This window comes from Pseudomonas sp. Ag1 (assembly GCF_000278565.1).
Taxonomy (GTDB): domain Bacteria; phylum Pseudomonadota; class Gammaproteobacteria; order Pseudomonadales; family Pseudomonadaceae; genus Aquipseudomonas.
The window spans coordinates 1-22,901 of record NZ_AKVH01000065.1; the positions used below are offsets into that span (position 1 = coordinate 1).

The window sequence follows — 22,901 nt, forward strand, 5'->3', positions numbered from 1 at the left end:
GGCCCACGGTCCAAAGCCGGAGTGAGGGCACACCGAGCCTAAGCGAGGTGCCGAGTGGTGGGGCAAGAGCGTTTTGSTTACTTTTGCGCTTTTCAAAAGTGAGCCGCTGTAAGAGCGGAACCAATACAAGCCATCACCCAAATAACGGATATGCCCCCACCCCAACCAGGAACGCCTCAGGACTTAGGCGTCAAATCCACCTTGAACCATTTTTCGCTGAGTTTCTTAACAGTCCCATCAGCAATCGCTTCTTTCAACGCCGCATCAAACTTGGCCTTCAACTCCGGATCGCTCTTGCGAAAACCCAGGCCCTCGCCATCACCCCAGATAGGGCCCTTGATCTGCGGCCCGGTATACGCCAGCCCCTTGTTCTCAGGTTTGGACATGATCGAATCAAGGAACGTAACGTCATCAAAAATCGCGTCAATACGGCCCGATTGCAGATCAAGAATCGCATCGGCCGACGTGTTGTACTCACGAATCGTTGCCACGTCCTTGAAGTTCTCATCAATGAACTTGGTGTAAATGATGCCTGAAGCGATCCCGATGGTTTTACCCTTCAGCGCCTGACGCAACGGCTCGATCGCATCGTGAATCGCCTTCGGATCAGCACTCAGCGTAATCGCATTCGCCGCCCCGGTTTTACCCGGCAGCAACGCCGCATCCTGCGCGACAAAGTTGGCCGGCGTCTGCGCGTAGGGAATCGAAAAATCCATGACCTGCTTACGGTCGTCAGTGATAACGATCGCATCCATCAACACATCAAACTTCCCTGCGTTGAGACTGGCAATCATGCCATCCCAGTTCTGCACGGTGATCTTGCACTGCAGCTTCATCTTGGCGCACAGGTAGTCCATCAGCTCAGGCTCGAAACCACTGATCTTCCCGCCTGGCAATGTCAGGTTCCAGGGCTCGTACGCGCCCTCGGTCGCGATGTTCACGGACGTCCAGTCCTTTGCCTGCAGTCCGGAAGCACTTGCCATCACTAGGGTCGCTACAGCAACAGAGCCTAACCAATTCGATTTTTTAGCGGTCATTTCTATTTCCTACCAATGTTTTGATGTGGGCTTAGGACTTTTTTCTCGAACGCATACAGGTTTGGGGACTGGCCGATTCGCTCTCCAGTCTGCACATGACTCCACATGTACATACATGTCATTGCAAAATATTTGCCAGCTTTTAAAAATAAATAACCTGTTGATTTTCAAGAAAATTAAACATGGTTAGAAAATGTGCGCGGTTTTTTCGCCCTGTTTTGGGTCGATAGGTAGCGTTTTGCACCCACCCGTGCGTTGTCAGGCATCAGGCGTGGGGGCAGAGTTCGCGGCGAGTATTGGCGTGAATCCCAGGTGCTCAAGCAGTCGCGCCATATCGCGGACTGCGATCGACAGGGTCGCGGTATTCACCAGTGGATGGCAGAGAATCCTGTCGCCGTTCCACACCTCTTCGGCGATCACAACCTGGGTGGCGCGCTGCACGTCATTGCACAACCCCAGCAATGACACCGCTCCCGGCTCCACGCCCAGGGTTTCCATCAGGCGGCGCGGCGAGGCGAATCTCAGGCCCTTGAGGCCGAGGGTTTGTGAGAGTGCACGCAGGTCCAGGCGCTGCTCGCTCTTGAGCACCACCAGGGTGGGATTCAAGCCTTTGGCATCGCACAGGAAGATGTTCTTGACCGCCTGCCCGCTGATCCCGATGTCCAGTTTGTCGGCTTCTTCGCAGGTGCGCACGGCGCTGTGTTCCACGTATTCATAGGCAATGGAGCAGGTATCGAGCAGGTGTAGAACGTCTTTGGGTTGAAGCATTCGCAAAGTCCCCGGGTATCGCTTTGTCTGCGCCAAAAATGGCAAAGGCCCGCCGTCCGAAAAGGAGGGCAGGCCGTTTGACGGCGTGGTTGTCAGTTCAGGTGATGGGCCACCAGGTCGTTGATTTTCCCGCTGCGCACCTGGTCAATCACACTGGCCATGTCAGCGTAAAACGCGCGGTCGTTATCCGCCACCGGCACTTCACTGCGCACCAGGTCATAGACCGCCTTGGTCGCGGTCGATGCCTTGTTCACATCGTGGAAATCCAGGGCCTGGCATGCGACCAGCACTTCGATGGCCACCACCGACTGGAGTTTTTGCGAGACTTTGTAGGCCTTGATCACCGCGTTGTAGGCCAGGCTGACCGGGTCTTCCTGGTTGCCGCAGGTCGAGACGCTGTCGATCGACGACGGCATCGACAGGGTTTTCATCTCGGCGTACAGCCCGGCGGCGGTGTACTGGACGATCATGTAGCCGCTGTTCAGGCCCGGGTTGCGCACCAGGAAGGCCGGCATTTCGCTGAAGTGCGAGTTGATCATGCGGTCGGTCCGGCGCTCGGAAATTTTCGCCAGGTTGGTCAGCGCCACACACAGTGTGTCGGCTGAAATCCCGATGTAGGTGCCGTCGAAGTTGGCGCCGGAAATCGCGATACCGTCACCGTCGTCCAGCGGGAAAATCACCGGGTTGTCGCCCGAAGAATTGATTTCGCGTTCGATGGTTTCCCGCGCGTAGTTGATGAACTGCCGGGAAGCACCATGCACTTGGGGGATGGCACGCAGGCTGTAGACGTCCTGCAGGCGGTAATCGATGTTGTCTGCGATGAGCTGGCTGTCGTGCAGGATAGCCTTGATGTTGGCGGCGGTTGCGGCCTGTGCGGGGTGAGCCTTGATCGAGTGGTAGCGCGGGTCGAACGCGCGGATGGTGCCCTTGAGCGCCTCCAGCGACATGGCCGCCGCCACGTCCGCCAGGTCGGCAGCCTGCATCGCGTTGTACAGCGCCAGTGTGGCGATGGCGGTCACCGACGTGGTGCCGTTCAACATCGCCAGGCCTTCCTTGCACTGCAGGTCGGTCGGTTGCAGGCCGACCTGTTGCAGGGCGGTTGCGCCATCCACCAGTGCACCGCCCTTGACGCTGGCGCGGCCTTCGCCGAGCAGCACCAGGGCCAGGTGGCCTTCTACCGCGAGGTAACCCACCGAGCCTTCGCCCGGCGCAAAGGGCACCACGTCGTGGTTGAGCAGGCCGGCGATCAGTTCCAGCAGTTCCAGGCGCACCCCGGAGTAGCCTTTGCCCAGGCTGATCAACACCATCAACTGGATCGCCCGCACCTGTTCACGCACCAGCGGTTCGCCGACGGAAACAGCGTGGGAACGCACGATGTTGACTTGCAGTTCCTTGGCGTTTTCCGGCGAGATCACATGCCGCACGTTGTCGCCAAAACCGGTGGTCACGCCGTACACCAAACGGTTTTCATCGAGGAATCGCTCGATCAACCCACGGGACTTTTTAACCCGGTTCTTGTAACTGTCGGCAAACGAAACAGTGGCCGAATAGCGGGCGATCGCCACGAACTCTTCGATGCTGGGTTCTCTGTCGCCTAACACGACATGGGTAATTTGTTCAGGCAGGGTTTTCATCAGCGACTCCAGCAGGGCGTAACGCAATGGGGTGGGAAGTGGTTTAACTCTACGGGTTGCACTGACTGAAGAAAATATGAGGTTTTCTGTTACTTTTAGTAGAAAATCTAAACTGCTGAAGTCGCGAGATTCCCCCATGAGCCGTTTACCGCCGTTGCGCGCGTTGCAAGTGTTTGAAGTGGTGGGCCACTGCGCCGGTATGTCCCAGGCGGCGATTCGCCTGGGGATCTCGGTGGGCGCTGTCAGCCAGCAAATGAAACTGCTCGAAGATGCCCTGGGCATGAAGCTGACGCTCAAGGACGGCCAGCGCCTGCGCTTGAACAGCGTCGGCGAACGCCTGCACGCCCGCTGCACCGCGGCGTTCGAAGAACTCAGGCTGGCGGTGGCCGAGGCCGAGCGGGCGAAGAATCCCAACAACCTGTATATCAGTTGCCTGCCTTCGCTGATGACCAAATGGCTGTCGCCGCTGATCGACGAGTGGGGGCAGGACGAAACCGACCTGGACATCTACCTCGACAGCACCCTCGATGATGCATCGGGGGAGGAAAGTGCCGACTTTCGCATCGGTTATGGCGAGCACCCCGAGCATGCCGGGCATAGCGTGCCGCTGTTCCGCGATTGTGTGGTGCCCACCTGTTCACCGCAGTTGCTGGAACGGGTTGCGTGCGCGCGGGACTTGCTCGATTACCGCCTGATCGGCATCGACTCGCGGCCCAAATTCGATTCGCCGCCTTCGTGGACCCAATGGTTCAGCGAGCTGGAAGGGCAAACCGGCCAGCCCATCGTGATCCGCCGCAATTACTCATCATCGATTACCGCGATCCAGGCGGCCATCGACCGGCAAGGCATCGTGCTGGCGCAGTTCTCAATGATCGCCGGGGACCTGCGCGCCGGTCGGCTGGTGATTCCCTGGCGGTTCGCCGTGCCGCTGGCGGCGCCGTACTACCTGAGTTGGCACCCCAATACCCTGCACAAACAGCAGTGCCGTGGGTTTCAACGCTGGATGATTGGGCAGGGGCAGAAACAGGAGAAAATTACCGCTGCCATGCTTTCTGCTGCGCACTTTGATCATTAAGTTGTCACTTACGGTCATTGAGCGCCAGCCGGCGGACTCTTAGTCTGTGGGACATAAACCGATGGAGTGCCATTCGAGCGCTCCACGTCCCGTGATGATCCGTTGTGGAGCTGTACCATGACCGCTGCTGCCTACCCGCACTTGCTGGCCCCGTTGGACCTGGGTTTTACCACCCTGCGCAACCGCACCCTGATGGGCTCGATGCACACCGGCCTTGAAGAAAAACCCGGTGGCTTCGAGCGCATGGCGGCCTATTTTGCCGAACGTGCCCGTGGCGGCGTGGGCCTGATGGTCACCGGCGGCATTGGCCCCAACGATGAAGGTGGGGTGTATGGCGGTGCGGCCAAGCTGACCACCGACGAAGAAGCGCAGAAGCACAAGATCGTCACCCGGGCGGTGCACGAGGCGGGCGGCAAGATCTGCATGCAGATCCTCCACGCCGGGCGTTATGCCTACAGCCCGAAGCAGGTGGCACCGAGCGCAATCCAGGCGCCGATCAACCCGTTCAAGCCCAAAGAGCTGGACGAAGAAGGCATCGAAAAACAGATCAATGATTTCGTCACCTGCTCGGTGCTGGCCCAGGTCGCCGAGTACGACGGCGTGGAAATCATGGGTTCGGAAGGCTACTTCATCAACCAGTTCCTCGCCGCCCACACCAACCACCGCACCGACCGTTGGGGTGGCAGCTACGAAAACCGCATGCGTCTGCCGGTGGAAATCGTGCGCCGGGTGCGCGAAGCCGTAGGCCCGAATTTCATCATCATCTTCCGCCTGTCGATGCTCGACCTGATGGAAGGCGGCAGCACCTGGGAAGAGATCGTGCAGTTGGCCAAGGCCATCGAGCAGGCCGGTGCAACCATCATCAACACCGGCATCGGCTGGCACGAAGCGCGGATCCCGACCATCGCCACCAAGGTGCCGCGTGGTGCGTTCAGCAAGGTCACCGCGAAGTTGCGCGGTGCGGTGCAGATTCCATTGATCACCACCAACCGGATCAACACCCCGGAAATCGCCGAGCAGATTTTGGCCGAAGGCGATGCCGACATGGTCTCGATGGCTCGCCCATTCCTCGCCGACCCGGACTTCGTCAACAAGGCTGCCGAAGGCCGCGCCGATGAGATCAACACCTGCATCGGCTGCAACCAGGCCTGCCTGGACCACACCTTCGGCGGCAAGCTGACCACCTGCCTGGTCAACCCGCGTGCGTGCTACGAGACCGAGCTCAACTACCTGCCGGTCAAGCAGATCAAGAAAATCGCCGTGGTCGGTGCCGGTCCTGCGGGCCTGGCGGCCGCTACCGTCGCCGCCGAGCGTGGGCATCAGGTGACGCTGTTCGATTCGGCCAGCGAGATCGGCGGCCAGTTCAACATCGCCAAGCGTGTGCCGGGCAAGGAAGAGTTCTTCGAGACCCTGCGCTACTTCAAGCGCAAGTTGCAGACCACTCACGTCGAACTGTGCCTGAACACCCGGGTCGACGTTGAGCAGCTTGTTGCGGGCGGTTATGACGAGATCATCCTCGCGACCGGCATCGCGCCGCGTATTCCGGCGATTCCCGGTGTGGAAAACGCCAAGGTATTAAGCTACCTCGACGTGATCCTGGAGCGTAAGCCGGTGGGCCATCGCGTGGCGGTGATCGGTGCCGGCGGTATCGGTTTTGACGTCTCGGAATTCCTCGTGCACCAGGGCGTGTCCACCAGCCTGGACCGCGAGGCGTTCTGGAAAGAGTGGGGCATCGACACCCACCTGGAAGCCCGCGGCGGTGTGGCCGGGATCAAGCCCGAGCGCCATGCGCCGGCGCGTGAAGTGTTCCTGTTGCAGCGCAAGACCTCCAAGGTCGGTGACGGCCTGGGCAAGACCACCGGCTGGATCCACCGCACCGGCTTGAAGAACAAGCAGGTGCAGATGCTCAACAGCGTCGAGTACCTGAAGATCGACGATGAGGGCCTGCACATCCGCATCGGCGCCGAGGGTGAACCGAAGGTGCTGGCGGTGGACAACATCGTGATCTGCGCCGGGCAGGACCCGCTGCGGGAATTGCAGGACGGCCTGGTGGCGGCCGGGCAGAACGTGCACCTGATCGGCGGCGCGGACGTGGCGGCCGAACTGGATGCCAAGCGCGCCATCAACCAGGGTTCGCGCCTGGCGGCCGAGCTGTAAGCACGTAAAAGGGGCGGTGGTAGACTACCGCCCCTTTTCTTGTGCAGAACCGCCCTCATGGGTCCTTTCGACTGGCTCCCCCACGCGCCCCTTGAACCCCTGAAGCTGGACTGGATGGGGCCGGTGGAAGTCGCCGTGCTGCGCCTGGATCGCATCGACCCGCTGATCAGCGGCAACAAGTGGTTCAAGCTCACCGAGCACCTGGCGCAAGGCCGGGCGGCGGGCGCCAGCGGGATCATCAGCCTGGGCGGCGCTTACTCCAATCACCTGCATGCACTGGCGGCGGCCGGGAAACGCTTCGGCTTTCCTACCGTTGGCTTGCTGCGTGGCCATCCGCAAGACACTCCCACGGTGCTCGACCTCAAGGCCTTCGGCATGCAACTGCATTGGCTGGGGTATGGCGGCTATCGCGCGCGCAACGAGCCGGACTTCTGGCTGCCCTGGCGCGAGCAGTATCCGCACCTGCACCCGGTACCTGAAGGCGGCGGGGGCCTGGCGGGCGCGTTGGGTTGCGGGGTTTTGGTGAATCAGGCGCGGGCACAATTAAACGGCCTGGGCTGGACGGACTATCACGGTTGGTGGCTGGCGGCAGGCACCGGTACTACATTGGCGGGATTGGTGCTGGCGGAGGCGGGCGCGCATCCGGTATATGGCGCCCTGGCGGTGCCCGACGACCACGGGGTGGCGCAACAGGTGCAGGCGCTTGTGCAGCAGGGTTATGAATTGCTGGAGGCCAGCCGGGGCGGCTTTGCCAAGGTCGATCCCGAGTTGCTGGCCTTTATCGACGCTACCGAGCAAGCCTGTGGCCTGGCGCTGGAGCCGCTGTATACCGGCAAGGCGTTATTGTCGTTGAAACAACAGATTGAAGCCGGGAGATTTTCCCCCGGCACCCGCCTGATCTTCGTCCACACCGGTGGCCTGCAAGGCCGCCGGGGTTTCCCTGTTGCACCCGGTTAATGTAGGCGCTGGCTTGCCTGCGATGCAGACACCGCGGTGTATCAGTGGCACCGAGGTGATGCAATCGCAGGCAAGCCAGCTCCCACACAAGCCAGCTGCCACATTCAATCCGTGGGCTTACTGAATGCTCCCTCTCTTGCCGGGCATCATCCTCAACGCAGTGTTGTCTCGCAGCACATAGTGATGGGCCAATCCGGCCAACGCATGCAGCCCGATCAGCCAGTAGCCGATCTTGCCGAACAGCACGTGCCAGCTTTCAATTTCCTTGGCCAACGCCTTGTTCTCGGCAATCAGTGGCGGCAACTCGATGCCGTAGAACATCACCGAATGCCCCTCGGCGCTGACGATCAGCCAGCCGGCGATGGGCATGCCGATCATCAAGGCATACAGCGCCATGTGCATCAGGGTAGCCAGGAAGGATTGCCATTGCGGCGGGGCCGGTACGATCTTCGGTGCCACGCCCAGGCTGCGGGCGAACAACCGTAGCCACACCAGCACAAACACCGTCAGGCCGAACATGAAGTGCATTTCCACGATCAACGTACGTGCGCCGCTGCCTTTGGGAAACTGCCCGCGTAACTCAATGCAGGCGTAGACCACCGCCAGCAGCACCACCATCAGCCAGTGCAACGCAATCGACATGGTGCTGTAACGCGTATCGGAATTTTTCCAGGGCATCGCTTTTTTCCTCACTCATCAGGGCAAACCTCCGTTCTTTCGCGACGGAGTCCTTTCAATGTAAGCCTGTTTTACGAGGTTTGCCCGTGAGAGGAAGACGAAGAAGCGATGTTTTGACACCAATCAGTTGCCCTGCGGCATTTCACCCCGTGCCAGGCGCTGGTTGATGTCGGCGATCACCGCAGGCAGGTCGGTGATGGTGTCGATCATGTAGTGTGGGCGCGAGCCTTCGAACATGGCCTGGATACGCGTGCGTTCGCTGGCGAGTGTGCCGGCGTCGAGGGCGCGGAACTGCTCGTAGGTCAGGCCCAGGGCGTTGCCCGAGCAGGTCAGCGCCACGGTCCACATCCCGGCGCGACGGCCTTCGAGGATGCCCGGCACGGTGTCGTCGATCTTCACGCAGGCCGCTACGTCATCGATCCCGAGGGCGATCACGTTGGCCAGGGCCTGGGCCGGCCATGGTCGGCCGTTGGGCACTTCGTCGGTGGCGACCACGTGGTCGGCGATATAGCCATTGGTGGCAGCCAGTTCGACAACCTTGTCCATCACCTGCTTGGGGTAGCCGGAGCACGAACCGATCTTGATCCCTTGCTGGCGCAGGTTGGCGATAGTGTCCAGGGCACCGGGGATCAATGCCGAGTGCTCGGCGATCTTCTCGATCTGCAGCGGCATGAAGCGCTGGTAGATGGCGGTCACATCATCGTCATTCGGTGTGCGGCCGAAGGCCTTGCGGTAACGCTCGGCCACCTGCGGCTGGTCGCACAGGGTGCGGATGTGGTCCCACTTGCCCATGCCCATCGGGCCACGGGCTTCCTCGATGGAGACCTGCACGTCGAACTCGGCGAAGGCTTCGACAAAAATCTGCGTGGGCGCGAACGAGCCGAAATCGACCACGGTGCCGGCCCAGTCGAGGATCGCGGCTTGAAGCTGGGTTGGGTTTGCGTAGTTCATGGTTCAGATCCTGTGAGTAGTGGGCAGTCAGATGTCGAGCACGTTCATTTCTTGCAGCACCTCGGCTACCGCCGCGACCGCGGCTTGCATCTCGGCCTGGTTCACATGGCCGATGCAGCCCACGCGGAAGGTTTCCACCTGGGTCAATTTGCCGGGATAAAGGATGAAGCCCTTGGCCTTGACCCGTTCGTAGAACTCCTTGAACTGGTAGCGCGGGTCTTTCGGCGCGTGGAAGGTAACGATGATCGGCGCCTGGATCGCGGCGGGCAGGAAGCTGCGCAGGCCCAGCTCGGCCATGCCGTCCAGCAATGCCTGGCAGTTGTCGGCGTAGCGCTGGTGCCGGGCGGGCAGGCCGCCTTCTTCGTTGTATTGCAGCAGCGCTTCGTGCAGCGCCGCCACCACGTGGGTCGGCGGTGTGAAGCGCCATTGGCCGGTCTTGGCCATGTAGCTGTGCTGGTCGAAAAGGTCCATCGCCAGGGAGTGGCAGTTGCCTTGGGCTGCAGCCAGCGCCTGCTTTTCAGCGAACACAAAACCCATCCCCGGTACGCCTTCCAGGCACTTGCCGGAGGCGGCGATCAGCGCGTCGAACGGCACCTCGCGGGCGTCGATCGGCAGCGCGCCGAAGGAACTCATGGCGTCGATGATCAGGCGCTTGCCGTGGCGGGCGACGACCTGGGCGATCTCGGGCAACGGGTTGAGAATCCCGGTGCTGGTTTCGCAATGGATCAGTGCGACGTGGGTGATGCCCTTGTCGGCGTGCAACAGGCGGTCGACGTCGGCGGCGGTGGTGGGTTCGTCTTCGGCGGTTTCAAAGGTACTGAACTCGCGGCCGAGCACTTCGCAAATCTTCGCCAGGCGCTTGCCGTAGGCGCCGTTGATCAGCACCAGCACCTTGCCGTCCCGTGGCACGAGGGTGCCGATGGCCGCTTCCACGGCAAAGGTGCCGCTGCCTTGCAATGGCACGCAATGGTGGCTGGCGGTGCCGTTGACGATCACCAGCAGTTGCTCGCAAAGACTGGCGGTCAGTTGATTGAAGCGGTCATCCCATGAACCCCAGTCGACCATCATGGCCTGGCGGGTGCGGGCCGAGGTGGTCAAGGGCCCCGGGGTCAGCAGGATCGGCGCGGCAGTGCTCATTCGTGTGTCCTCGCAAAACATTGGGATGAAGTTACGGCGCCTAAATTGCAGTTTGGCTTGTCATCAATCAAATTGTTTGTTGTTATGCGAGCTATCAGTGAGGCCGATAGCTATGAACCTGTTTCAACTGCGTGCGTTTGATGCGGTGGCCCGCGAGGGCAGTTTTACCCGGGCGGCCGAGCGCCTGTTCATCAGCCAGCCGGCGGTGACCGGGCATATCAAGGCGCTGGAGGAGCACTACCAGATCGCGCTGCTGCGGCGTACCGCGCGGCGGGTGGAGTTGACCGAGGAGGGCACCAAACTCGCGGCGATCACCCGGGCGATCTTCGGCCTGGTGGAAGAGGCGCAGACGTTGCTGGAGGCCAACCGGCAATTACTTACCGGGCGCCTGGAAGTGGCGGCGGACGGGCCGCACATGGTCATGCCGATGCTGGCCAGCCTACGGCAGCGGTATCCGGGGATTACTGTCAATTTGCGCCTGGGCAATGCGCAGGAAACCCTCGCGGCGCTGTTGTCGGAGCGGGCTGACGTGGCGGTGTTGACCGAGGTGGAGCCGCGCAAGGGCCTGCACTTGCAGCCGTTGATCGAGTCACGGATTTGCGCGTTGGTGCCTGCGGGCCATCCGTGGCTGGCGGAGCCTGCGGGGATTCGGCTGGAGCAATTGGATCAGGTGATCATGGTGTTGCGTGAACCCAGCTCGATTACGCGGCGGACCTTTGACGATGCCTGCGCCCAGGCCGGCGTGCAGCCCCGGGTGTTGCTGGAACTGGACAGCCGTGAGGCGGTGACGGAAGCGGTGGCGGCCGAGTTGGGGGTTGGGGTGGTGTCGTCGATGGAAGTCAGCCGGGATCCGCGGGTGCACGCGATTCCGATCCAGGGCGAGGGGCTGGTGAACCGGCATGTGATCGGGTGCATGGAGCGGCGGCGGGAGTTGCGGTTGATTCAGGCGTTTTTCGAGTTGGCGCCTTAGAGGGTGTTGGCTTGAGATCTAGTTGGCCCCTTCGCGAGCAAGCCCGCTCCCACATTCGACCGCGTTCCATCGGTAGAACTCGGTCAACTGTGGGAGCGGGCTTGCTCGCGAAGGGGCCCTCAACTTCACCGCAAACTTTCCCGCACAATCTCCAGAAACGTCGCCACCACCCGCCGCGAACTCTGCTCCTTCAAGCACACCAGTGTTTCCTTCATCCGCTGCGTACAGTCACGGATCGGCATCGCATACACCCGCGAATCTGCGCCAAACTCCGCAGCCGACACCACGCCCACGCCAATCCCCACCACCACCGCCTCCCGCGCGGCTTCGCGGCCTTCCACCTGGATCGCCGGGCGAATGCGCAGCCCGGCCTGGTGCATTTCCTGCTCCAGGGTCTGGCGGGTCACCGAGCCGATTTCCCGCAACACCAGCGGCGTATCGTCCAGGTCCGCCAGGCAGATCGACTCGCGGCCCGCCCACGGGTGGTTGCGGGCGACAAACGCGAGCAATTGGTCATCGGGCAGCGGCAGTGACAGCAGCCGCTCGTCGTCCACATCGCGCCCCAGCAGCGCGAGGTCGGCCTGGTAGTTGTACAGGCGAAACAGTGATTCATCGGTGTTGCCGGTTTCGATCTTCACGCTGATGCCCGGGTACAACTGGCAGAAGCGCGCAATCTGCGGCAGCACATGCACCGGGGCGTCCACCGCGAGTGTCAGGGTGCCGGTTTGCAAGGCGCGGGAATCCTGCAACAGCTCTTCGGCTTCCGCCGCGACGGCAAACAGACGCTGGGTGATGCTCAACAGGCGCTCGCCGAGGTCGGTCAAGCGCACCGAACGTTTGTTGCGATGAAACAGCAGCACGCCGAAACGTTCCTCAAGCTTGCGCACCTGGTCGGAAATGGCCGGCTGGCTGAGGAACAAGCGTTCGGCGGCGTGGGTAAAACTGCCGTGTACGGCCACCGCATGGAAGGCTTTGAGTTGCGCGTGAGACACCGACATCGCGAATCCTCTTACAAGCTCAGCTTATATTTGAAATACGATAAATCGATTTTACCTATTAGTCAGCCATTGCTTTGATAGCCCCAGTCGCCGTAGGTCGAGTCCTACACCTTCGGCGGCCATGGGTCTTCTGCGTGCTCACCAGCGGGACTCATCTGACCAATACCGCGCCCCTCCAAGCGCCGGTACTGCAGTGCTCAACAATAAAAATACAGGCGTTTGCTTTTCATTCTGCCGGCACACTCACACCCGAGGTCAGAACCACCATGAATACTCCCTTGAGTCACATCAAGCGTTGGCGCGTGCAGATTTTCGCCATCACCTGGCTGGCGTACGCGGCCTTCTATTTCACCCGCAAGGCTTTTTCGGTGGCCAAGCTGGGGATCGTCGACGACCCGAGTTTCCCGCTGGACAAGATGATGATGGCCAACCTGGATGGCATCTACCTGGCGGCCTACGCCGTTGGCCAATTCACCTGGGGCATGCTCGCCGACCGTTTCGGGCCGCGTGTGGTGGTACTCGGCGGGTTGCTGATTTCAGCCGCCGCCGCCCTGGTGATGGGCACGTTTGCCACGTTACCGATCTTTGTCACGTGCATGTTGATCCAGGGCCTGGCCCAGTCCACCGGCTGGTCCGGGCTGTGCAAGAACCTTGGCAGTTTCTTCCCGGCGCAGCAGCGTGGCCGGGTGCTGGGTTTATGGAGCTCGTGCTACGCCTTTGGTGGCCTGGTGGCGTCGCCGTTTGCCGGATGGTGGGCGTATACGCTGATCGGCACCTGGCATGCGGCATTTATCTCCAGTGCGGCTGTGGTCTTCGTGGTCGCGGTGCTGTTTTTCATTTTCCAGCGCAACACGCCACAGGATGTGGGGTTACCGGCAGTGGAACCGGAACCGGAACAGACTGCCGCCGAGAAGAATGCCAGTGTGCTGGAGCCGCTGCGGGCCATTTTGCGCAACCGCACGGTGTTGACCCTGGGGCTGGCGTACTTTCTGTTGAAACCGGCGCGTTACGCGATCCTGTTGTGGGGGCCGGTGATTGTGTATGAGCAGATGCCGTCGGTGGGCAAGGTCGGCGCGGCGATTGTGCCGACGGCGTTCGAGCTGGCGGGGTTGCTGGGGCCGATCATGATCGGCATGGCGTCCGACAAACTGTTCGGCGCCCGGCGCATGCCGGCCTGTGTCCTCAGCCTGCTGGCGCTGACCGTGGCCCTGGCGTTGTTCATGGGCGCCTTGCACACCGGCAGCGTGGCGCTGGTGATGGCGCTGCTGTTTGTGATGGGCCTGACCCTGTACGGGCCGGACTCGATGATCAGCAGCACCGCCGCCATCGACTTCGGCACCGCCAAGGCCGGCGCGACGGCGGCGGGGTTCGTCAACGGCTGCGGTTCGGTGGGTGCAGTCCTGGGCGGCTTGTTGCCGGGCTACTTCGACACCGTCACGGTGTTTATCGTGTTTGCCGGCGCCGCGTTGTTTTCCTCGCTGGTGTTGATGCCCTACTGGAACGCCAGGCCGGCGGTGCTGGCGCAGGTGGGCGACTTCGTGCCCGACCGTGAGCGCGCCATCAATCCCTTGCGGACCTGAGGGGCATGGCCGGTTTTTTGGTGGATTAGAGTGTTTCAGCGCTATAAACTCTGCCCCCAAAGCGCCGGCCAGTAGACGTCTCGGCGCGATGGACAGAAGAGAGTGAGTCATGGGCGCACAGTGGAAAGTCAAACATAAAGAAGCGGCATCCAATGCCAAGGGCAAGATCTTCGGCAAGCTGGTGAAAGAGATCACCATTGCCGCCCGCAACGGTGCCGACACTGCTACCAACGCACATTTGCGCCTGGTGGTGGAGCAGGCCAAAAAGGCCTCGATGCCCAAGGAAACCCTGGAACGCGCGATCAAGAAAGGCGCCGGTCTGCTCGGTGAGACCGTGCAATACCACCGCGTAACCTACGAAGGTTTTGCCCCGCACCAGGTGCCGCTGATCGTTGAATGCGTGACCGACAACATCAACCGCACCGTGGCGGAAATCCGCGTGGCGTTCCGCAAGGGCCAACTCGGCGCGTCCGGCTCCGTGGCCTGGGACTTCAACCACGTAGGCCTGATCGAAGCCTCGCCGGACAGCCCCGACGCCGATCCGGAAATGGCCGCGATTGAAGCCGGTGCCCAGGATTTCGAGGAAGGCGAAGAAGAGGGCACGACCCTGTTCATCACCGAGACCACCGACCTGGACGCCGTGCAGAAAGCCTTGCCGGAGCAGGGCTTCACCGTGCTGTCGGCCAAGCTCGGCTACATCGCGAAGAACCCGGTGAGTGGCTTGAGCGATGAGCAGATGGCCGAAGTCGAAGCCTTCCTGGAAGGCTTGGACAACCATGACGACGTGCAGGACATGTTCGTCGGGTTGGCGGGTTGATTCTGATTTGATGTGAACCCGGTCCAAATGTGGGAGCGGGCTTGCTCGCGAATACGGTGTACCAGCCAAGCATGTATTGACTGACACACCGCATTCGCGAGCAAGCCCGCTCCCACATGGGTTTAGCGGAGTTTGGAAGACTGCAACAAGCTTGTGATTTCCTCGAACCCAGGCCGGGCCAACACATCCGGCTGGCAGCAGTTGTCCCGCAAGGCTTCCAGTGCCACGCGCTGTTGCTCGTTCAACCCCGCATCAATCCTTTCCAGCAATTCCCCCAGCAACACCCCGAACGCCCTGACTTCGATGCGCTGCAACGCGCGGGTTTCCTGGCTGTCGACCGTGGCGTGAAACGACGCTGCACCAAAGTCCCCAAGCAGACATTCACCGGCTTCATTCCACAGAATGTTGTGGCCGTACAGATCACCGTGGGTGATGCCTTGCGCGTGCAGGTGCGCCGCCACCGAAGCGATGCCCCGGGCCATGCGCAGCGCCACATCCGCGCTGAAACGGGTGGTGGGCTCGTAGATATCCCGGGTGCACGACGCCAGGCTCGGCAGGGCCGCGAGGTTGCGGTAGCTCGGTTCGATCAGTTGCATCACCAGCGCCGCCAGGCCTTCCGGGTGGTCGACGACACGGCCTTCTACCTTGATCAGGTTGGCATGCAGTCCGGCGGCGATGCAGGCGTGCATTTCGTGCAGGGGCGAGCCGTCACTGGTAATGCTGCCTTTATAGAGTTTGACCGCGACCGCCTTGACCGGCCCGCTTGACGGGGCCCAGTACGCTTTGCGGATGATTCCGGAAGCGCCTTCCCCCAGCACTTCGCTCAATTCCAGCTCGGACCAGGGAATGTTTGGCGTCGCGTCATGGCGGGCCTCTTCCACGGCCATCTCTACCGGATTACCGGCGTAGGCCAGCCAGGTCAGGCTCGGCAAACCCAGCAACCAGTCCGGCAGGCGGGTCATGCGGTTGGAAGCGATGCGGATCAATTCGAGGTTTTTGCACTGGGCGAGGCTTTGCGGCAACTGCTCCAGGTGGTTACCGGCCAGCATCAGTTTTTGCAGCAAAGGCCGTTCACCCAGTTCGTCCGGCAATTGGCTGATGTGGTTATCGGTGAGGATCAGCCAGCGCAGCAAGGGTGGCAGCGACGTCGCCGGGACACTGCTGATCTGGTTCGACTTGAAGCCGATCATGCTCAACTGCGCGCACTGGCCCAGGCATTGCGGCAGTTCGGTAAAGGCGTTTTCCGAACAGAACAGCACGCGCAAATGGGGCAGGCGGTGCAGGTCATCCGGCAGGCTGCTCAGGGCATTGCCGGTCAGGTTGAGGATTTCCAGGGAGTCGGCCAGGTCGAAGATTTCCCGAGGGAACTCGGTCAGCCCACAGCGCAGGTCCAGGCGTTTGATGCCGGCCAATTGGCCGGCCTTGAGTTGGGCAAGGGTATCCATGAACGGCGCGTCACTCGGCAATAGGGGCGTGAATGGCGCTCATGATAGCGGGTTGCGGCCCGATCTTCTGCAACTGCCCCAGGCGGCTGGCGGTGCGCGCCAAATCGATGGCCTGGCCGCTCAGGGATTGCTCCAGCGGCTGCTCGCCGATCAGCACCAATTGCTTGTCCTGGTCGTAGAGCACGTCCACCAGGTTGATGAACCGTTGCTGGGCGGCAATCGGACAGTCCGCCAGGTGCGGCAGGCCGTCGATGATCCAGCGTTCATAGTCGCGGCACAGCTGCAGGTAGTCCATGACGGCGGTCGGTTGTTCGCACAGGTCGCTGAAGGTGAAGGCAATGCTGCGGTCCTGGTGCCAGCGGGCAGTCAATTGCCGGGCTCCGACGGTCAGGCTGACCGGGGCCTGATCCACTGACGGCAGGCCCAGGGCTTGGCGTTGCGCGGCAGTCCCCGGCCACACGAACTGGCCAGCGCTGAACCGCTGATCGCCATGGGCCTGGGCCAGGCTGCGAAAATCCTGGGGGGCGCTGACTTCCATCACGTCCATGCGCGCGCTGATCAGCTCGATCACCGGCTTGAACCGCTGATGGTACAAGGGGTTCGGCAGCAACCCGGCGGGCGGATAATTGGAGGTTACCAGCACCCAGACTCCGCGCCGGAACAGGGCCTTGAACAGGCGGCTGATCAGCATCGCATCGCCGATATCGTGTACGTGAAACTCGTCGAAGCACAGCACGCGGCAGCCATCGAGCAACTCATCCAGGGTCACGGCCAAGGCATCGCGCTGCTGGCGATGGGCAAACATTCCCTGGTGCAGACGGGCGAAAAAGTCGTGGAAGTGCACGCGCTGTTTCTCGGCAATCGGCAACGCCTGGAAAAAGCCGTCCAGCAACCAGCTCTTGCCCCGGCCGACGGCGCCGTGCAGGTACAGGCTGCGGGTAGGGCGCCCGGCCAGCAGATGGTCGGTTTGCCGGGACATGGTCTCGATCACCTGTTGCTGGCTTGGACTGAGGGTATAGCCCTGTTGCCGGGCCTTGCCCTGGAAGAATGCGCTGATACCGGGGGCGGCGGTGGTCGCCGCGGTTTTACCCAGCAACCGTTTGAGCAGGGGCGGTAAAGCAGCCAATGTCAGTCACTCTGTGTTTCGGTGGTCGCTCACTTTAGAGCGCCGGTCGCGGTTTGACCAATAGAGAAGCACGGCGCGAGCTATCTGGAAAAGGCATGGGTCAATGGATCCAAAACACCGACCTGACTGGCGGATTCCCTTCAAGTGACTAACCTCATACACAGCAGTCACCCCTGTATAAGGATTTGGGGCAGTGAAGGGACACGCAGTCTTGGCAATCATGAGCGCGATGCTCTGCTACACGGTTTATGGTGCCCAGCTCCAGGTTGAGGTGCGTATCGACGTGCAGCGGGGGTGCCAGTTGGTCGGCACCACGCGTGAAGCAGGGATCGAGCAGCTCGGCGTACTGGATTTCGGCAGCGGCTCCCGGCTGGATGACCCGGCAGGCCCGTTGAGTGCAGCCTTGATCAGCCAGCGCCAGCCACGCCTGGAGTGCAACCCGGATACGCCGTATCAGATGCGTGTCGACGGCGGCCTGCATGGCGGCATCGGCGAAGTACGTTACCTGGGCGCTGCTGCCCCCTCGATCAAACCCATTCCCTATCGAATTTATGCCGATGCCGCACGCCGCATCCCCTTGGCCGTGGACGTACCGTTGAGCGGCCGTGTGCCCGATTCCGGCACGGTGGACTTGCCACTTTATGGACGCATCGAGCCGCTCAAGGAAATACCGGCCGTGGGGCGTTATTCCGACCTGCTCAAAGTGACGGTGACATGGTAAGCCGCGTCCTGGCCTGCATCGCGCTGGGCGGCCTGTTGCTCCTGGCCGAGGACGCCCAGGCGGCGGTCGCCGGGCAGATTCACGCACGGCTGGTGATCACTGCCAGTTGCCAGGTGAGCAAAGGCACCGACAGCGCGCCGGTGAGCCCGGATGGCGGCTCGGCCTTGCTGGATTTCGGCAGCCACGGACCCACCTGGGACAAGGGCCTGGGTGCCGGCATCAGTGATGGCGACAAGGCCGCGCTCGCGGTGTCCTGCAACCCGTCGGTGGTGAGCAGTTTCACCGTGACCATCGACGGCGGCGCCCATGGCGACGGCATCACCCGGCGCTTGAGCAATGGCCGGCAAACCATACCGTATCGGCTGTCGGCCGATCCTGCGGGCCGAAGCACCTACAGCATCGGCCAGCAACGCAATTTCGTCGTGACCAAGGGCGCACAGGTACCGATCCCGGTATTCGGCTCGGTGGTGGCGAATACCAGGGCCCTACCGGCCGGCATCTACACAGACACCCTGACGGTGACTCTGGATTGGTAATTCATGAGGATGGACATCATGCATGCACTTGTATCTAAAGCAGTTCTCCCATTGGTCGCACTGGCCTGGGTATCGGGTGCCCAGGCGGCCACGACGGTCACCGGGCAGATCAGCTCCACGCTGATCCTGACCAACAGTTGCCTGGTCAACGGCGTGGGCGGCACCACCGGTTTGAACTTCGGTACGATCAATTTCGGTACCACCAACAGCCAGTTCACCACGCAGTCCGGCCAGGTGCTGGGCGGCGGTGGAGGCGCGTTGTCGATCCAGTGTTCCTCGGGCACCTCGCCGGTGATCACCGTGGGTGCGGGCTCCCATGACGGCCAGTCCACGGGCGGCACCCGGGCGCTGTATGACGGCGTGGCCAATTATGTGCCGTATGACTTCTACACCGACACCGGGCATTCGACACTCCTGGCGATCAACGGAACCATCAACGTAGGTGCGAGCACGGGCGTTGCGCAAACCGTGAACATCTACGGCCAGGCCGTGGGCAAGGCAGGTCTGCCGGCGGGTACCTACACCGACACGGTGTCCGTGCAATTGACGTTCTAGTGCGATGAAGCGGGCCTGCTGGGCGACGCTGGCGGTCATCACGGGTTGGGGGATGCCGTTGTCGTTGCTGGCGGTGACCAGCCAGACGATCCAGGTCAGCGCGACGATTGCCGCAGGCTGCCTGGTGGTGGGCGGCGGCACGAACTACGGCAGCCTGGCGTTCGGCAGCTATTCGTCGTTGTCCACCAGCACGGTGTCGGTGGCGCTGAGCAGCGGGGTAACGCTGCAATGCACTCCGGGAGTCACCTTGAACATGAGCGTCAACGGCGGCTTGTACAACGCCAGTGGCCGGCACATGCAACTCAATAGCGGCAGTGCCCAAGTGGCGTACCAGCTGTTTCAGGACGCGGCCCTGAGCCAGAGCCTGGGGATCAGTCAAAGCGTCAGCGTGGCCTACAGCAACGCGAACAATATAACCCTGCCGATTTACGGCCGGGTGGTGTTACCGGGTAATCAGCCTGGGGGGACGTACAGCGACGTGCTGCAGGTGCAGCTGTCCTGGTAAGGCGATTGGCATGAGGAGTGGAATCTATGTTTGCAGCTTCCCGGCGGTATTGGGTTGCGGGTTTTATCGGTCTGGTGGCGTTGGGCGCCGGGCAGGTCCAGGCTGCCAGTTCGGTGCTGATCTGGCCCATTGACCCGGTGCTGGAGGCCGATCAACAGGCCAGCGCCTTGTGGTTGGAGAACCGCGGTACAGAGACTGCCAACCTGCAGATCCGGGTATTTGCCTGGAGCCAGGGCGGGTTTGACGAGCAGTACCAGAACCAGCGCGACGTGATCGGCAGCCCGCCGGTGGCGAAGATCGAACCGGGGCAGAAGCAATTGGTGCGCCTGACCCGGACCCGGGAAGTGCCGCCGGGCCAGGAGTTGGCCTATCGGATCATCATCGACGAAATCCCCGCCGCCACCCCTGAAACCCCCGCAGCCGATGGCAAGACGGCCGCAGCCATCCGCTTTCAGATGCGTTATTCGGTGCCGTTGTTCGCCTACGGCGCAGGCCTGTGGAGCAAGGAAGACGCGACGCGCCAGCGCGACCCCAAGGGCGCGGGCAAGCCTGACCTGAGCTGGAAAAAAGTCACCGTCGGCGGGCGCAACTATGTGGAGATGCGCAACCAGGGCGCGGTGCACGCGCGGCTCACCGATGTGGCGTTCAAACAGGGCGGGCAGACCCGGCCGCTGGTAGACGGCCTGCTCGGCTATGTACTGCCGGGCGCAACCATGCGCTGGCCGGTGCCACAAGGTGTCGCGGGCGATCAGCCGCTGCAGGTGCGAGTCAATGGCGCAGCGCAACTGGAGAACCTTGCGCCGGGACGGTAACGCAATGGAATAGGGCATGGAGCAGCCCTTGGTCTTAACGGATGGAGATGTCCATTGATGGACACAATGCCTTGGTGAGCCATGGTTGGGCTCGTAGTCGATGGCGATCGGTGTGGGTGGTGGGCGGCCTGGCGGGCCTGGTGCTTGCGCCGCTTGGCGTGGCCGCGCCGTTGCCGCCGCCGCCCAGCAACATGGAGGCTGTTGCCGATGCACAGTTGTTCCTCGAACTGGTGGTCAACCGGATGGACACTGGCCGGGTGGTGGCCGTGGATCAGCGCGCCGGCGGCCTGTTTGTGCCGGCGGCCACCTTGCGGGACGTGGGCATGAAGCTGCCGGCCGAGATCACCACCGAGGTCGCGCTGGACCACCTGCCGGGCCTGCACACCGATTACGACAGCCAGGGCCAGCGCCTCATGTTGACGGTACCGCCGGCGTGGTTGCCGGCGCAGTTCATCGGCAGTCGCAACAACTACCCGCGCGCCCAGGCACTCACCAGTTTTGGTGCGTTGCTCAACTATGACGCTTACCTGAACGACACCGATGACGCCGGCACATACCTGGGCATTTTCAACGAAGTGCGGCTGTTCGATACCTGGGGCACCTTGTCCAATACCGGCCAATACCGCACCACCTTTGGCGGCCAGGCCAGCGGCAGCACTTTGAACAATGGCTACCGGCGCTATGACACCACCTGGCGCTTTTCCGACGATGAGCGCCTGCTGACCTACGAGGCGGGCGACGTGATCAGCAGCGCATTGCCGTGGAGCAGTTCGGTACGCCTGGGCGGGGTGCAAGTGTCGCGGGATTTCGGCGTACGCCCGGACCTGGTGACTTACCCCTTGCCACAATTTGCCGGGGAGGCGGCGGTGCCGTCGTCGGTGGACCTGTTCATCAATGGCTACAAATCCAGCAGCGCAGATCTGCAGCCGGGCCCTTACACCTTGACCAACGTGCCGTTTATCAACGGCGCCGGCGAAGCGGTGGTGGTCACCACCGATGCCCTGGGCCGGCAGGTGTCGACCACCGTGCCGTTCTACGTCACCAGTACGTTGTTGCAAAAAGGCCTGTCGGATTTTTCCGTGGCGGCCGGTAATTTGCGCCGCGACTACACCATTCGGGATTTTGGCTACGGGCCGGGCGTGGCCAGCGGCACGTTTCGTTACGGGGTGTCGGACTACTTCACCCTGGAAAGCCATGCCGAAGCCTCAGGCGACCTGACCCTGGGCGGGCTCGGCGGCAACGTGCGGCTGGGCAACTTCGGGGTGCTCAATACCGCCCTCAGCCAAAGCCAGTTTGATGGCGAGACCGGCCAGCAATTGAGCTTCGGTTATCAATACAGCAACCAGCGCTACAGCCTGTCATACCAGCGAGTAGAACGCCGCGACCAGTACGCCGACCTGACCCTGGTCGACACGCCTTATGCGAGCCTCAGCAAGCGCAGCGAGCAGGTGACCCTGAGCCTGAACCTCAACGATTTCGGCAGCATCGGTGCCGGCTATTTCGATGTGCAGGCGGCCGATGACTCCCGCACCCGGCTGATGAACCTCACCTGGAGCAAACAGCTGTGGCGCAACACCAGTTTCTACCTGTCGGCCAACCGCGAGGTCGGTGACAGCAACTGGGCCATGCAGGCGCAGTTGGTCATCCCGTTCGACATCTATGGCAGCCTGGCCTTGAGCAACGAGCGCAGCCAGGCCGGCGAGAGTCGCCAGCGGGTCAACTACAGCCGGGCGGTGCCGTCCGAAGGCGGCGTGGGCTACAACCTGGGGTATGCCAGTGGCGACGGCCCCGCCTATCGCCAGGCCGACCTGACCTGGCGCATGCAGTCGGTGCAATTGCAGGCGGGCGTCTATGGCAGCAGCGACGCCGAGACCCGCTGGGCGGATGCCAGCGGTTCGTTGGTGTGGATGGACAAGCAAGTGTTCGCGGCTAATCGGGTGAATGACGCGTTTGTGGTGGTGAGCACCGATGGTTATGCCGGGGTGCCGGTGCTTTACGAAAACCAGCTAGTGGGTGAAACCGATCGCAACGGGCATCTGCTGGTGCCGTGGAGCAGCGCTTATTACCGCGGCAAATATGAAATCGACCCGCTGAACCTGCCGGTCACCGTGCAGACGCCGAATGTCGAGCAGCGGGTGGCGGTGCGTCGCGGCAGCGGCTATTTGCTGGAATTCCCGGTGCGCCGGGTGATCGCGGCCAGTATCACCCTGGTGGATGCCCAGCATCAGGAACTGCCCCTGGGCAGCCAGGTGCGTCACGAGCAAACCGGCGCGCGGGCGGTGGTGGGTTGGGACGGCCTGGTGTACCTGGAGAACCTGGCGGCCCACAACACCTTGCAAGTCACTGTGGGTGAGGGCCGTACCTGCCAGGCAACGTTCGATCTGGATATCAACGAAGCACAGGTGCCGCTGATCGGGCCACTGGTTTGCCAATGAGATAAGG

21 protein-coding genes are annotated in these 22,901 nt (G+C 62.0%); 12 read left to right on the forward strand and 9 right to left on the reverse strand.

All coding sequences use genetic code 11. The annotated features are described in order from the left end of the window. Nucleotides 1-176: 176 nt before the first annotated feature. The 3 genes from A462_RS28575 to A462_RS28565 all read right to left on the reverse strand — a co-directional run bounded on the left by A462_RS28575 (nucleotide 177) and on the right by A462_RS28565 (nucleotide 3,439). Nucleotides 177-941, reverse strand: a complete 765-nt coding sequence (locus A462_RS28575) for a transporter substrate-binding domain-containing protein (protein ID WP_003212408.1) — start codon at nucleotides 939-941, stop codon at nucleotides 177-179. A 354-nt stretch (nucleotides 942-1,295) separates the two neighbouring features. Next, nucleotides 1,296-1,805, reverse strand: coding sequence for a prolyl-tRNA synthetase associated domain-containing protein (locus A462_RS28570; RefSeq protein ID WP_008431462.1), 510 nt, complete (start codon nucleotides 1,803-1,805; stop codon nucleotides 1,296-1,298). A gap of 92 nt (nucleotides 1,806-1,897) precedes the next feature. Then, nucleotides 1,898-3,439, reverse strand: coding sequence for an HAL/PAL/TAL family ammonia-lyase (locus A462_RS28565; protein ID WP_008431464.1), 1,542 nt, complete (start codon nucleotides 3,437-3,439; stop codon nucleotides 1,898-1,900). A gap of 136 nt (nucleotides 3,440-3,575) precedes the next feature. On the opposite strand from A462_RS28565, the gene A462_RS28560 reads away from it, so the two are divergent. From A462_RS28560 to A462_RS28550, 3 genes are all read left to right on the forward strand, one after another. Further along, nucleotides 3,576-4,514 (forward strand): LysR substrate-binding domain-containing protein, encoded by a 939-nt coding sequence (locus tag A462_RS28560; RefSeq protein WP_003212414.1) that lies wholly within the window; start codon nucleotides 3,576-3,578, stop codon nucleotides 4,512-4,514. A gap of 117 nt (nucleotides 4,515-4,631) precedes the next feature. Beyond that, nucleotides 4,632-6,671, forward strand: coding sequence for an NADPH-dependent 2,4-dienoyl-CoA reductase (locus tag A462_RS28555; protein WP_008431466.1), 2,040 nt, complete (start codon nucleotides 4,632-4,634; stop codon nucleotides 6,669-6,671). Between the two features lie 57 nt (nucleotides 6,672-6,728). Beyond that, nucleotides 6,729-7,628 (forward strand): 1-aminocyclopropane-1-carboxylate deaminase/D-cysteine desulfhydrase, encoded by a 900-nt coding sequence (locus A462_RS28550; protein ID WP_008431468.1) that lies wholly within the window; start codon nucleotides 6,729-6,731, stop codon nucleotides 7,626-7,628. A gap of 117 nt (nucleotides 7,629-7,745) precedes the next feature. Here the strand turns inward: A462_RS28550 and A462_RS28545 are convergent, their stop codons facing one another. From A462_RS28545 to A462_RS28535, 3 genes are all read right to left on the reverse strand, one after another. Further along, nucleotides 7,746-8,306: a cytochrome b gene (locus A462_RS28545; protein ID WP_008431470.1), complete on the reverse strand. Its 561-nt coding sequence runs from the start codon at nucleotides 8,304-8,306 to the stop codon at nucleotides 7,746-7,748. Nucleotides 8,307-8,429: 123 nt separating this feature from the next. Next, nucleotides 8,430-9,257 carry a phosphonoacetaldehyde hydrolase gene (phnX, locus tag A462_RS28540; RefSeq protein ID WP_008431472.1) on the reverse strand — a complete coding sequence of 276 codons (828 nt, stop codon included), beginning with the start codon at nucleotides 9,255-9,257 and terminating at the stop codon, nucleotides 8,430-8,432. Between the two features lie 27 nt (nucleotides 9,258-9,284). After that, on the reverse strand, nucleotides 9,285-10,394 hold the full coding sequence (locus A462_RS28535; protein ID WP_008431474.1) for a 2-aminoethylphosphonate--pyruvate transaminase: 1,110 nt from the start codon (nucleotides 10,392-10,394) through the stop codon (nucleotides 9,285-9,287). A gap of 112 nt (nucleotides 10,395-10,506) precedes the next feature. On the opposite strand from A462_RS28535, the gene A462_RS28530 reads away from it, so the two are divergent. Continuing rightward, nucleotides 10,507-11,364: a LysR substrate-binding domain-containing protein gene (locus A462_RS28530; RefSeq protein ID WP_003212427.1), complete on the forward strand. Its 858-nt coding sequence runs from the start codon at nucleotides 10,507-10,509 to the stop codon at nucleotides 11,362-11,364. 125 nt (nucleotides 11,365-11,489) lie between these two features. Here the strand turns inward: A462_RS28530 and A462_RS28525 are convergent, their stop codons facing one another. Beyond that, the gene (locus tag A462_RS28525) at nucleotides 11,490-12,362 is read right to left on the reverse strand and encodes a LysR substrate-binding domain-containing protein (protein ID WP_003212428.1); all 873 of its coding nucleotides are present in this window, start codon (nucleotides 12,360-12,362) and stop codon (nucleotides 11,490-11,492) included. Nucleotides 12,363-12,628: 266 nt separating this feature from the next. On the opposite strand from A462_RS28525, the gene A462_RS28520 reads away from it, so the two are divergent. Next, on the forward strand, nucleotides 12,629-13,942 hold the full coding sequence (locus tag A462_RS28520) for an MFS transporter (RefSeq protein ID WP_008431477.1): 1,314 nt from the start codon (nucleotides 12,629-12,631) through the stop codon (nucleotides 13,940-13,942). Between the two features lie 109 nt (nucleotides 13,943-14,051). Further along, nucleotides 14,052-14,759 carry a YebC/PmpR family DNA-binding transcriptional regulator gene (locus A462_RS28515; RefSeq protein WP_008431478.1) on the forward strand — a complete coding sequence of 236 codons (708 nt, stop codon included), beginning with the start codon at nucleotides 14,052-14,054 and terminating at the stop codon, nucleotides 14,757-14,759. Nucleotides 14,760-14,881: 122 nt separating this feature from the next. Here the strand turns inward: A462_RS28515 and A462_RS28510 are convergent, their stop codons facing one another. Together A462_RS28510 and zapE are read right to left on the reverse strand one after the other, a co-directional pair. Continuing rightward, nucleotides 14,882-16,204, reverse strand: a complete 1,323-nt coding sequence (locus A462_RS28510) for a leucine-rich repeat-containing protein kinase family protein (RefSeq protein ID WP_008431479.1) — start codon at nucleotides 16,202-16,204, stop codon at nucleotides 14,882-14,884. Between the two features lie 10 nt (nucleotides 16,205-16,214). Beyond that, nucleotides 16,215-17,330 (reverse strand): cell division protein ZapE, encoded by a 1,116-nt coding sequence (zapE, locus tag A462_RS28505; RefSeq protein WP_008431480.1) that lies wholly within the window; start codon nucleotides 17,328-17,330, stop codon nucleotides 16,215-16,217. A gap of 220 nt (nucleotides 17,331-17,550) precedes the next feature. On the opposite strand from zapE, the gene A462_RS28500 reads away from it, so the two are divergent. Genes A462_RS28500 through A462_RS28475 form a run of 6 tightly spaced genes read left to right on the forward strand, consistent with a single transcriptional unit; the run spans nucleotide 17,551 to nucleotide 22,894 of the window. Further along, nucleotides 17,551-18,051, forward strand: a complete 501-nt coding sequence (locus A462_RS28500; protein ID WP_443200821.1) for a Csu type fimbrial protein — start codon at nucleotides 17,551-17,553, stop codon at nucleotides 18,049-18,051. Next, on the forward strand, nucleotides 18,045-18,587 hold the full coding sequence (locus A462_RS28495; RefSeq protein WP_008431482.1) for a Csu type fimbrial protein: 543 nt from the start codon (nucleotides 18,045-18,047) through the stop codon (nucleotides 18,585-18,587). Before A462_RS28500 ends, A462_RS28495 begins: the two co-directional genes overlap by 7 nt. An 18-nt stretch (nucleotides 18,588-18,605) precedes the next feature. Continuing rightward, nucleotides 18,606-19,142, forward strand: coding sequence for a Csu type fimbrial protein (locus A462_RS28490; RefSeq protein WP_032898768.1), 537 nt, complete (start codon nucleotides 18,606-18,608; stop codon nucleotides 19,140-19,142). A 4-nt stretch (nucleotides 19,143-19,146) separates the two neighbouring features. After that, nucleotides 19,147-19,647 carry a Csu type fimbrial protein gene (locus A462_RS28485; RefSeq protein ID WP_008431486.1) on the forward strand — a complete coding sequence of 167 codons (501 nt, stop codon included), beginning with the start codon at nucleotides 19,147-19,149 and terminating at the stop codon, nucleotides 19,645-19,647. Between the two features lie 26 nt (nucleotides 19,648-19,673). Beyond that, nucleotides 19,674-20,459, forward strand: a complete 786-nt coding sequence (locus A462_RS28480) for a fimbrial biogenesis chaperone (RefSeq protein ID WP_003212447.1) — start codon at nucleotides 19,674-19,676, stop codon at nucleotides 20,457-20,459. A gap of 41 nt (nucleotides 20,460-20,500) precedes the next feature. After that, on the forward strand, nucleotides 20,501-22,894 hold the full coding sequence (locus tag A462_RS28475; protein WP_008431488.1) for a fimbria/pilus outer membrane usher protein: 2,394 nt from the start codon (nucleotides 20,501-20,503) through the stop codon (nucleotides 22,892-22,894). Nucleotides 22,895-22,901: the final 7 nt, after the last annotated feature.

Bases quoted from the DNA above. Each gene is read 5' to 3' on its own strand.
- A462_RS28570 (WP_008431462.1), bottom strand. From the start codon at position 1,805: ATGCTTCAACCCAAAGACGTTCTACACCTGCTCGATACCTGCTCCATT.
- A462_RS28565 (WP_008431464.1), bottom strand. From the start codon at position 3,439: ATGAAAACCCTGCCTGAACAAATTACCCATGTCGTGTTAGGCGACAGA.
- A462_RS28560 (WP_003212414.1), top strand. From the start codon at position 3,576: ATGAGCCGTTTACCGCCGTTGCGCGCGTTGCAAGTGTTTGAAGTGGTG.
- A462_RS28555 (WP_008431466.1), top strand. From the start codon at position 4,632: ATGACCGCTGCTGCCTACCCGCACTTGCTGGCCCCGTTGGACCTGGGT.
- A462_RS28550 (WP_008431468.1), top strand. From the start codon at position 6,729: ATGGGTCCTTTCGACTGGCTCCCCCACGCGCCCCTTGAACCCCTGAAG.
- A462_RS28545 (WP_008431470.1), bottom strand. From the start codon at position 8,306: ATGCCCTGGAAAAATTCCGATACGCGTTACAGCACCATGTCGATTGCG.
- phnX (WP_008431472.1), bottom strand. From the start codon at position 9,257: ATGAACTACGCAAACCCAACCCAGCTTCAAGCCGCGATCCTCGACTGG.
- A462_RS28535 (WP_008431474.1), bottom strand. From the start codon at position 10,394: ATGAGCACTGCCGCGCCGATCCTGCTGACCCCGGGGCCCTTGACCACC.
- A462_RS28530 (WP_003212427.1), top strand. From the start codon at position 10,507: ATGAACCTGTTTCAACTGCGTGCGTTTGATGCGGTGGCCCGCGAGGGC.
- A462_RS28525 (WP_003212428.1), bottom strand. From the start codon at position 12,362: ATGTCGGTGTCTCACGCGCAACTCAAAGCCTTCCATGCGGTGGCCGTA.
- A462_RS28520 (WP_008431477.1), top strand. From the start codon at position 12,629: ATGAATACTCCCTTGAGTCACATCAAGCGTTGGCGCGTGCAGATTTTC.
- A462_RS28515 (WP_008431478.1), top strand. From the start codon at position 14,052: ATGGGCGCACAGTGGAAAGTCAAACATAAAGAAGCGGCATCCAATGCC.
- A462_RS28510 (WP_008431479.1), bottom strand. From the start codon at position 16,204: ATGGATACCCTTGCCCAACTCAAGGCCGGCCAATTGGCCGGCATCAAA.
- A462_RS28500 (WP_443200821.1), top strand. From the start codon at position 17,551: ATGAGCGCGATGCTCTGCTACACGGTTTATGGTGCCCAGCTCCAGGTT.
- A462_RS28495 (WP_008431482.1), top strand. From the start codon at position 18,045: ATGGTAAGCCGCGTCCTGGCCTGCATCGCGCTGGGCGGCCTGTTGCTC.
- A462_RS28490 (WP_032898768.1), top strand. From the start codon at position 18,606: ATGCATGCACTTGTATCTAAAGCAGTTCTCCCATTGGTCGCACTGGCC.
- A462_RS28485 (WP_008431486.1), top strand. From the start codon at position 19,147: ATGAAGCGGGCCTGCTGGGCGACGCTGGCGGTCATCACGGGTTGGGGG.
- A462_RS28480 (WP_003212447.1), top strand. From the start codon at position 19,674: ATGTTTGCAGCTTCCCGGCGGTATTGGGTTGCGGGTTTTATCGGTCTG.
- A462_RS28475 (WP_008431488.1), top strand. From the start codon at position 20,501: ATGGAGATGTCCATTGATGGACACAATGCCTTGGTGAGCCATGGTTGG.